The 3,586-nt window shown below is 68.6% G+C and carries 5 protein-coding genes; 3 read left to right on the forward strand and 2 right to left on the reverse strand.

Annotated features, from left to right (window positions below; all coding sequences use genetic code 11):
* Nucleotides 1–90: 90 nt before the first annotated feature.
* On the reverse strand, nt 91–522 hold the full coding sequence (locus tag AB0J29_RS37020) for an SDR family NAD(P)-dependent oxidoreductase (RefSeq protein WP_364796004.1): 432 nt from the start codon (nt 520–522) through the stop codon (nt 91–93).
* Between the two features lie 414 nt (nt 523–936).
* On the opposite strand from AB0J29_RS37020, the gene AB0J29_RS37025 reads away from it, so the two are divergent.
* Both AB0J29_RS37025 and AB0J29_RS37030 read left to right on the forward strand, forming a co-directional pair.
* Entirely contained in the window at nt 937–2,268 is a 1,332-nt protein-coding gene (locus AB0J29_RS37025; protein ID WP_364796007.1) for an FAD-binding oxidoreductase, read from the forward strand.
* A 45-nt stretch (nt 2,269–2,313) separates the two neighbouring features.
* Nucleotides 2,314–2,511, forward strand: a complete 198-nt coding sequence (locus AB0J29_RS37030) for a hypothetical protein (protein ID WP_364796010.1) — start codon at nt 2,314–2,316, stop codon at nt 2,509–2,511.
* Here the strand turns inward: AB0J29_RS37030 and AB0J29_RS37035 are convergent.
* Nucleotides 2,506–2,805 (reverse strand): hypothetical protein, encoded by a 300-nt coding sequence (locus AB0J29_RS37035; RefSeq protein WP_364796013.1) that lies wholly within the window; start codon nt 2,803–2,805, stop codon nt 2,506–2,508. The two genes, AB0J29_RS37030 and AB0J29_RS37035, sit on opposite strands and share 6 nt — an antisense overlap.
* A 53-nt stretch (nt 2,806–2,858) precedes the next feature.
* On the opposite strand from AB0J29_RS37035, the gene AB0J29_RS37040 reads away from it, so the two are divergent.
* Complete coding sequence (locus AB0J29_RS37040) at nt 2,859–3,254, forward strand: hypothetical protein (RefSeq protein ID WP_364796016.1); 396 nt, start codon at nt 2,859–2,861, stop codon at nt 3,252–3,254.
* Nucleotides 3,255–3,586: the final 332 nt, after the last annotated feature.

A 3,586-nucleotide genomic window follows, 5' to 3' on the forward strand; every position in this document is an offset into this window, starting at 1 on the left:
ACGACCGACGCTTACGAGGAGGCATGCAGACATCCTAACCAGCAGGAACAACCATCCCGCTAACTCAGTGTCCACTCCCCGGGGTGAACCTCACATGGCACCGCAGCCGGCGATCGAGGAGATGTTCACGATGTGGCCGCCGCCGCGCCGAAGCATCCGGGGGATGGCCTGCCGACAAAGCTCGGCCGCGGCCAGGTAATTGACCTCGGTGACCCGGCGAAGGTCGTTATCAGGCGCATCGATGAAGGCGGCAGGGGCCCCAATGCCGGCGTTATTCACCAGAACATCGACCGGCCCGGCTTCGTCCTCCACGTGGCTGATGAGGGCGTCGACCTGCTTGGGGTCCGAGAGGTCGGCGGGATGGGCGGTGCCACCTAGCTTTTCAGCGAGCACCCGAATGGAGTCCTCGGTCCGAGCAACGAGTGCGACCGCGGCCCCCGCCCCCGCGAACGCATGGGCGAAAGACTCGCCGATGCCTCGTGAAGCCCCGGTGATCAACACCCGCTTCCCGCGCAGCTCCATGGTCGAAGCGTACGAGGACCGCCGGGTCGGCGCTGGTACCGACGCGCCGTATCTACTGTCATCTAACTCTTCATCAGCGGATTCGGAGGTCGAGGTCCCCTCACCCAAGCGCCAGGATGTCCTGCATGAGCCTGGGCGGAGTTACGCCAAGAAATTCGGCCCGAAAGACGTTGCGGCGCCTCAACCGCCTTATCCTGAGCCCGAACATCGAAAAAACGATGGTCTTTCATCATTCGGTCGAAGACGCCGTGCTTTGGCCCGCGCCGCTCTGGCCGCAACCTGCTGGTGGCCGCAGGACTACCCTGGGGCAAGGTTACCCAAGCACCGGGCCGAGACGATAGGCCATGGCGGACTCAGGTTGCGCCGCCGACCATCGGGTCGGCGTGTGGAACAACGCCGAAGAAGGCAGCGCCTGTGATCATCTCATCCGAGGACGTGGCGAGCGCCCACGGTTTGGATCCCGCACGGCTGGTCGCGGAGGCGGCCGTTCCGATGTGGAACGCGGCCGTGTCGTCGCGGGCGGCCTACGTCGCCCGGTGCCGAACCACCACCGACGTCCAGGCCGCCGTCCGGATCGCTCACGCGCTCGGGCTGCCGTTGTCGGTGTTCAGCGGGGGCAACGACTGGCTCGGCCGAGCAGTACGCGACCGTGGCCTGGTCATCGACGTCTCGGAGATGACCACTATCGAGATAGACGTCGAGGCGCGGACCGCTCGGATCGGTGGCGGTGCCCGTTCGGACGCGCTGGCCCGGGAGACCGAGTCGCACGGCCTGACGCCGGTGACCGGCACGGTCGGGTTGGTGCACATGCTCGGGTTGAGTTTGGGCGGTGGCTACGGCCCGCTGGCGGGGCGGTTCGGACTGGCCTGCGACAATCTCCTCTCCGCCGAACTCGTCACCGCCGACGGGGCTGTGCGCGCCGTCGACGCGGAGCATGAGCCGGACCTGCTCTGGGCCCTACGCGGCGGCGGCGGCAACTTCGGGGTCGTCACCTCCGCGGTTGTGCGGCTGCACCGTATCGACCCGGTGTACAGCGGGATGGTGGTCTACCCATGGGTGCAGGCGGAATCGGTACTGACCCGGCTCGACCCGCTGCTCACCTCGGCCCCCGACGAGCTCAGCGTGCAGACGATCATCGCGAGTGGACCCGACGGAGTGCCGTTCGTGGCGGTCATGCCGACCTGGAGCGGCGCCCCCGAGCGAGGCCCTGAGGCCACGGCCCCAGTGAGCGCTCTGGGTGACCCGATCTCCTCGCAGATCGGGCCGACCGCCTGGCACGCGATGATCGCCGGGGTGGCGGAGTCGTTCCCGGCGGGGCGGCACGCGCACTTGCGCACACGCAACGTCGCGTCCTTCACCCCGCGGGTGGTCCGCAGCTTGGTCGAAGCCGGCTCTTCCCGGTGCTCGCCCTTGTCGGCGGTGTCGATCCACCCCTTCCACGGCGCGGCGACCCGGTTCCCCGTCACCGAGGCGGCGTTTGGCGAGCGACGACCGCACCAGATGATCGAGATTGTCGGCATGTGGGAGGCCGGTGGCCCCCCGGACGCCGCGTGGGCGGACCGGGTGCACGCCTCGCTCGCCGACGACGCCATGCTCGGGGGATACCCGAACCTGCTCGGCCCCGACGACATCGACCAGGTCCGCGACGCATACGGGGCCGGGGCCGGGAGGCTGCTGGCGATCAAGGCTCGGATCGACCCCGACAACGTCTTCACCGCCACCCCACTCCCCGTACCCGGCCGCTGAGTGTCCGGTCCTCACCGTGATCGCCCCGGCCGGCGCCGATCCGCCATGGCACAACAGATTACGAGCAACCGCCTGCACGACGATGGCCTGACCACCGGCCGCTTCGATCATGGAAGCGACCTGCTCGGCGGCCTCGTCGTTGTTCTTGTAATTGACGACGACGTTCGCTCCGTCCGCGGCGAGGCGCAGTGCGAGGTGGGAGGCTGCACCGGCAAGCGGGGGGTGGACATCACCCCGTCATGAGTCCGCGGCGGCCGGCTGGACCAGGGTGGCCAGCCGGCGCCCGGCCGGGGTGCCCGGGGCCGCACGGAACAGAATCAGCCGCTGGCCGGGCGCCCGACCCTGCAGGACACCGCATTCCAGAGGCAGCGCTCCGGCCCGTGGATGCTGCAGCAGCTCGAACCCCGGCCGCAGCTGAAACACGTGATGCGCATCCCAGAGGCGGGCGAACTCGGCGCTGGCGGCCCGCAATTCGCCGACCAAGCGAGCCGTCGTCGCGTCGTAGCCGCGTTGGGCTGCCGCGGCACGGAGGTCCAACTGCGACGTGGCGGCATTACGAACGACTGCATCGCCTCCCGGACGGCTTGATCGTGACAGGGGATGCCGTGTGCAGCCTCAACCCGCTGTATGCGCAGGGCCTGACCGTGGCGGCACTGGAGGCGGTCGCGCTGCGGCGTTGCCTCGCAAAGGGACGGCACGACCTGCCCCGGCGATTCTTCCCAGCAGCAGCGCGCATCGTGGCAGGCCCATGGCAGATGGTCGCCGACGCCGACCCGTCGAAGACATCCCGCGCCGAACGGCTGCGGGCCGGCCTGATGAATAGAGTCACGTCCGCAGCCACCCGCGACGGCTTGGTCGCGGCGCAGCTCGGGCGGGTGATGGCGCTGCTCGACCCACCGACCTCACTCATGCGCCCGAGGGTGGTGTGGCGCGTGCTGAGTAAGGGCGCTTCGGCCGCTGATCGCGCTCATCCGCAGGATGGGTGAGTTCGCGAAGTCGTATCCGGGGCAATGAGAACCGGTCGACGTGGAGGACTTCATCCGTCTCCCGTTGTTGGTGGCCGGCGGTCTGCCGAGAGCGGCCAGGATCGGTGCCGCAGCAGGTGTTCCACGACGGCAACTCGATTGTTCATTCCGAGGAGCAGCCTGGTCGACGGCCGTTGCCCTACGACAAGGTTCAGGCGTTGTTCGATGCCGCCGACACCCGGGGCGAGCGAGCGCGGGAGTGTGGCCGCCATAGTGCGGGGGCCATCAGCCCATCGAAAGCCGGCCGCTATCCACGCGCTACCGAAGGAGGTCGACATCATGAGAATCGGAAT

This window comes from Nocardia sp. NPDC049707, assembly GCF_040674855.1.
In the GTDB taxonomy this organism is placed as follows: domain Bacteria; phylum Actinomycetota; class Actinomycetes; order Mycobacteriales; family Mycobacteriaceae; genus Nocardia.

Coding starts and splice junctions, on each gene's coding strand:
- AB0J29_RS37030 (WP_364796010.1), top strand. CDS start 2,314: ATGGCACAACAGATTACGAGCAACCGCCTGCACGACGATGGCCTGACC.
- AB0J29_RS37020 (WP_364796004.1), bottom strand. CDS start 522: ATGGAGCTGCGCGGGAAGCGGGTGTTGATCACCGGGGCTTCACGAGGC.